A 4,327-nucleotide genomic window follows, 5' to 3' on the forward strand; every position below is an offset into this window, starting at 1 on the left:
GCCCGGTCGATGGCAAAAGCTACGCCATCGGCTTTGAGATGCGTCTGCCGACGCACTGGAATGGCCGTTTTTTCTACCAGGCGAACGGCGGTATTGACGGCAGCGTGCTCACGGCGGTGGGCGCGCACGGCGGCGGGGCGCTCGACAATGCGCTGAACATGGGCTTTGCGGTCATCAGCTCCGATGCCGGCCATGCGCCGCCGGATCCGTCTTTCGGAATCGACCCGCAGGCCCGGCTGGACTACGGCTACCAGGCCGCTGCCACACTGACACCGATGGCCAAAAACCTCATCCTCACCGCCTACGGCAAGGGGCCCGACCGCTCGTACTTCGGCGGCTGCTCCAACAGCGGGCGGCACACCATGGTGGCCGCCTCGCGCGAACCCGAGCAGTACGACGGCTACCTGGTCGGCGACCCCGGCTTCCGCCTGCCGCTGGCCGCCATTGCCAACATCGCCGGGGCGCAAGCCTATGCCACGGTGGCGACCAACATCGCCGACCTGTCCACCGGCTTTACCACCGCCGAGCGCGCGCTGGTGTCCAACGCGGTACTGGCCAAATGCGATGCGCTGGACGGCAGCACCGACGGCATGGTGCAAGACACTGCCGCCTGCCAGGCGGCCTTCAAGATCGACCGCGACGTGCCCACCTGCAGCGGTGCCCGCGACGGCAGTTGCCTGTCGGCAGCGCAAAAAACCGTGGTTGCCAAGCTGTTCACCGGCGCCACCAACAGCACCGGCGCCAAGTTCTACGCCAGTTGGCCCTTTGATGCGGGCCTGGCCACCAATGGCTGGGCGAGTTGGAAGTTCACCTCGCCCTGGCAGCGCGATGCCGGCGCGGTCGGCCTGATCTGGCAAGTGCCGCCAGAAAACCCCACCACCTTCAACGGCAGCACGTTCGCGCTGACGGGCAGTATCGACAGCATGCTAGCTAAGGTGGCCGCCACCAGCAGCGTCTACACCGAGAGCGCGCTGTCGTTAATGCTGCCGCCCAACCCGGCCAACCTGGCGGCGCTGAAGAACCGGGGCGCGAAGATGATGGTCTACCACGGCACCAGCGACCCGATCTTCTCCAGTGACGACACCACCGCCTGGTACGACAGCCTGCGCACCGCCAATGGTGGCGATGCCAGCAACTTCGCCCGCTTCTACCGCGTGCCCGGCATGAACCACTGCTCTGGCGGCCCCGCCACCGACCAGTTCGACATGCTGACACCGCTGGTCAACTGGGTCGAAAAAGGCCAGGCCCCCGACAGCGTCGTCGCCAGCGCACGTGGCCCCGGCAATGCGGCCGCGGTCAATGCCGATGTGCCCAGCACCTGGTCCACCAACCGCAGCCGCCCGCTGTGCGCCTACCCCCAGGTGGCCCGCTACAACGGCAGCGGCGACATCGAAAGCGCAGCCAGCTTCAGCTGTAGGTAGCAGTACACCCACAGGCTGCAGTGCTTCGCATCTTTCGCCAACCCCCCTCGGATCGGTTTGAAAAACCGAGGCGACACGCAGGGGGCAACACTGGCAGCCTGGCGGAGCCAGTTCTGCGGTGTTCTGGCGGAAAGAGGTGACCGTAAAAGGGCTGGAAACGGCTGGCAAAATAGCCACCATGACCGTCTCCAGCCCGCCCAAACCCGCCACCACCATCGACAGCAGCCGACTTGAGGGCCTGGTGGGCTACAACGCCCGCCGGGCCTACCTGGTCATCATTGACATCTTTTTGAAGCGCATGGCGGTGTACGACCTGCGCACGGTGGACTTCTCCATCCTGTCGCTGATCACCCACAACCCCGGCATCACCTCGCGCCAGCTCTCCGCCGCCCTCAGTCTGCTGCCGCCCAACGTGGTGGGCATGGTCAGTGCGCTGGAAAAACGCGGCCTGATCGAACGCCAGCCCCACCCTGTGGACGGCCGCGCCGTGGGCCTGCACCTCACGGCCGCCGGTGAAGCCCTGGTGTCTGAAGCCGAAAGCACCGTGGAACAGCTGGAAATCGAAGCCACCTCCAGCCTGACCGCTACCGAGCGCAAAACACTGATCCGCTTGCTGCAAAAAATATACCGGGCGTAATTCAGTTACAGCGCAGATACCTCATGCATACAATGCTATTAAACTAGTAGCAATTTTGATTTTTGCGGTATAGTTGTTCCGCTGAACAGGTGCCAGGCAAGCACCTTGAGATCCCCAACATACACATTGCACCGAGGAGAACACACCATGAGTTCCAAAGAAAACGTCGCCGTCCACCAACTGCTGGCCCTGCTGGAATCCCGCTACGCCATCCGCGTGCTGTGGGCCCTGCGCGACGGCCACGCCCAGACCTTCCGCCTGCTGCAAGACAGCGTGGGCGGTGTCACCCCCAACACCCTGAACACCCGCCTCAAAGAACTCCGCGAAGCCGACCTGCTGACCCATGGCAGCGACGGCTACAGCGTCACCCCCAGCGGTGCCGACCTGCTCAAGCGCCTGAGCGACCTGCAAGCCTTCGCCGGCAAGTGGTCTACCGCGCAGGCCAAGAAGGTCAAGTAAACCGCTGCGGCGGGCAAAAAAAAGGGGCTGGGAAGCAATTTCCAGCCCCTTTTTCTTTGCACACCCGCCCAGCCTAACGCCGCGCATGCCGCACAAAGGTTTGCGCCACCTGCAGCACCTGAGCACGCTGGAAGCGGAGTCCGGTCAATACGACCCGGCCTTCATAGCCTTTGTAGAAAATACGGTTCATCCATGCGCCCAGCATGCTGAGCGCCCCAAAGTGCTGGCGGGGCAGCGCCAGATCCCGAAAGCGCAGTACCAGGCTGGTCCGGTTGCTGGAGGCATGCAGGCGCACGGCATCCACATCGGTCCAGGGGATGCTGCGCCCACCCTGGCGGTAATCCAGGATGCCAAAGCGGTCCAGCACCAGGGCCGGGCCGCGCCAGAAGAAGTCGCGCACGCATTTCCACGCCACCACCAGATAGCCCACCAGCCCCGGGGCGAACAGGATGGCCGCGCCCTTCTCGGTCAGAAAATACGACAGACCAATGCATGCGTAGGCCGCCCCCAAAATCACCAGCGTCGTCAGCACCAGCACACACACCGCCCACATGCGCGCGGTGTACAGCTCCAGGGGCTCGGGAAGCCTGGCTGCCGGGCGGGCGGTTGCAGGGGCAGCCACGGGGGGGGGTGGCGCAGCCTGCATACCAGTGGGCGGCCGGGGGATGGGCAAGCTACGCGGCCGGGGCGCAGGCACCTCGCCGCCGATGTCTTCCTCGTCGTCGCCATCCGCGTCGCCAGGGCGGGTGAAACCGCGCCACCCAAACCCCACCAGAAATACGCCAAAGGCCGTCCAGGCAGCCACCAGCAGCACAAACCCCAGTGGGTGCGCGGTAAAGCGGACATCCGCAGCACTGCTCCCAATCCCGCCAATCGCGCCCGCCCACAGCCCCTCCCCCGCCAGCTTCAGGCTACCCAGGCCCAAAGCCAGTGCGAACAGGTTCGTGACCAGGTTTCCAAAAGAGTTCATCGTCCTATCCTTGGCATCGCCAATGGGCGGCCCAGGGATTTGTAACAGGTTGCTGCAGACTTGGGCGAAAAAAAAGGCTGGGAATCGCTTCCCAGCCCTTTTTCTTCAGGCCTGTCAGGGCTGGCCGAAGCTGAATTGCCCTGGAGCTTGTATAGGGTCCACATCCACCGGAATCACGTCCTTGGGCAAGAACTTGCCTTCCAGCAACAGCTTGGACAGCGGGTTCTCGATGCGCTGCTGGATGGCGCGCTTCAAAGGCCGGGCACCGAACACCGGATCGAAGCCGACCTTGGCCAGCTCGGCGATGGCGGCGGGCGAAACTTGCAGCGTCAGATCCATCTTGGCCAGCCGGGCTTCCAGCACCTTGATCTGGATGGCAGCGATGGCTTCGATGTTTTTCGCGTCCAGCGCGTGGAACACCACGGTCTCGTCGATGCGGTTCAAGAACTCAGGGCGGAAGTAGTTCTTCAGCTCGTCTTGCACCGCGTCCTTGATGTCCTCGTAGTCCCGGCCCACCATGGTCTGGATGATGGGCGAGCCAATGTTGCTGGTCATCACGATCACGGTGTTCTTGAAGTCCACGGTGCGGCCCTGGCCGTCGGTCAGGCGGCCATCGTCCAGCACCTGCAGCAGCACGTTGAAGACATCCGGGTGGGCCTTCTCCACTTCGTCCAGCAGCAGCACGCTGTAGGGCTTGCGGCGCACGGCCTCGGTCAGGTAGCCGCCCTCCTCGTAGCCGACGTAGCCCGGTGGCGCACCGATCAGGCGCGCCACCGAATGCTTCTCCATGTACTCGCTCATGTCGAGGCGGATCAGATGATCCTCGCTGTCGAACATGAA

Annotated in this window: 5 protein-coding genes; 3 read left to right on the forward strand and 2 right to left on the reverse strand. The window is 64.0% G+C overall.

Annotated features, from left to right (window positions below; genetic code table 11):
- The 3 genes from Q0T48_RS16585 to Q0T48_RS16595 form a co-directional block, all read left to right on the forward strand.
- Positions 1-1,421 (forward strand): tannase/feruloyl esterase family alpha/beta hydrolase (locus tag Q0T48_RS16585; protein ID WP_295958371.1); only part of this gene is annotated, 1,421 nt, incomplete at its 5' end.
- A gap of 178 nt (positions 1,422-1,599) precedes the next feature.
- Positions 1,600-2,058, forward strand: coding sequence for a MarR family winged helix-turn-helix transcriptional regulator (locus tag Q0T48_RS16590; protein WP_295958374.1), 459 nt, complete (start codon positions 1,600-1,602; stop codon positions 2,056-2,058).
- 147 nt (positions 2,059-2,205) lie between these two features.
- Positions 2,206-2,517, forward strand: a complete 312-nt coding sequence (locus tag Q0T48_RS16595) for a winged helix-turn-helix transcriptional regulator (RefSeq protein ID WP_295958376.1) — start codon at positions 2,206-2,208, stop codon at positions 2,515-2,517.
- A gap of 73 nt (positions 2,518-2,590) precedes the next feature.
- Here Q0T48_RS16595 and Q0T48_RS16600 read toward each other — a convergent pair whose 3' ends face one another.
- Positions 2,591-3,487, reverse strand: coding sequence for a hypothetical protein (locus tag Q0T48_RS16600; RefSeq protein ID WP_295958379.1), 897 nt, complete (start codon positions 3,485-3,487; stop codon positions 2,591-2,593).
- A 114-nt stretch (positions 3,488-3,601) separates the two neighbouring features.
- Positions 3,602-4,327, reverse strand: a 726-nt coding sequence (locus Q0T48_RS16605) for an AAA family ATPase (RefSeq protein WP_295958382.1), incomplete at its 5' end; no start/stop codon positions are given.

Origin of the sequence: Rhodoferax sp. (genome assembly GCF_025354435.1) — a bacterium.
Lineage (GTDB): Bacteria > Pseudomonadota > Gammaproteobacteria > Burkholderiales > Burkholderiaceae_C > Rhodoferax_B.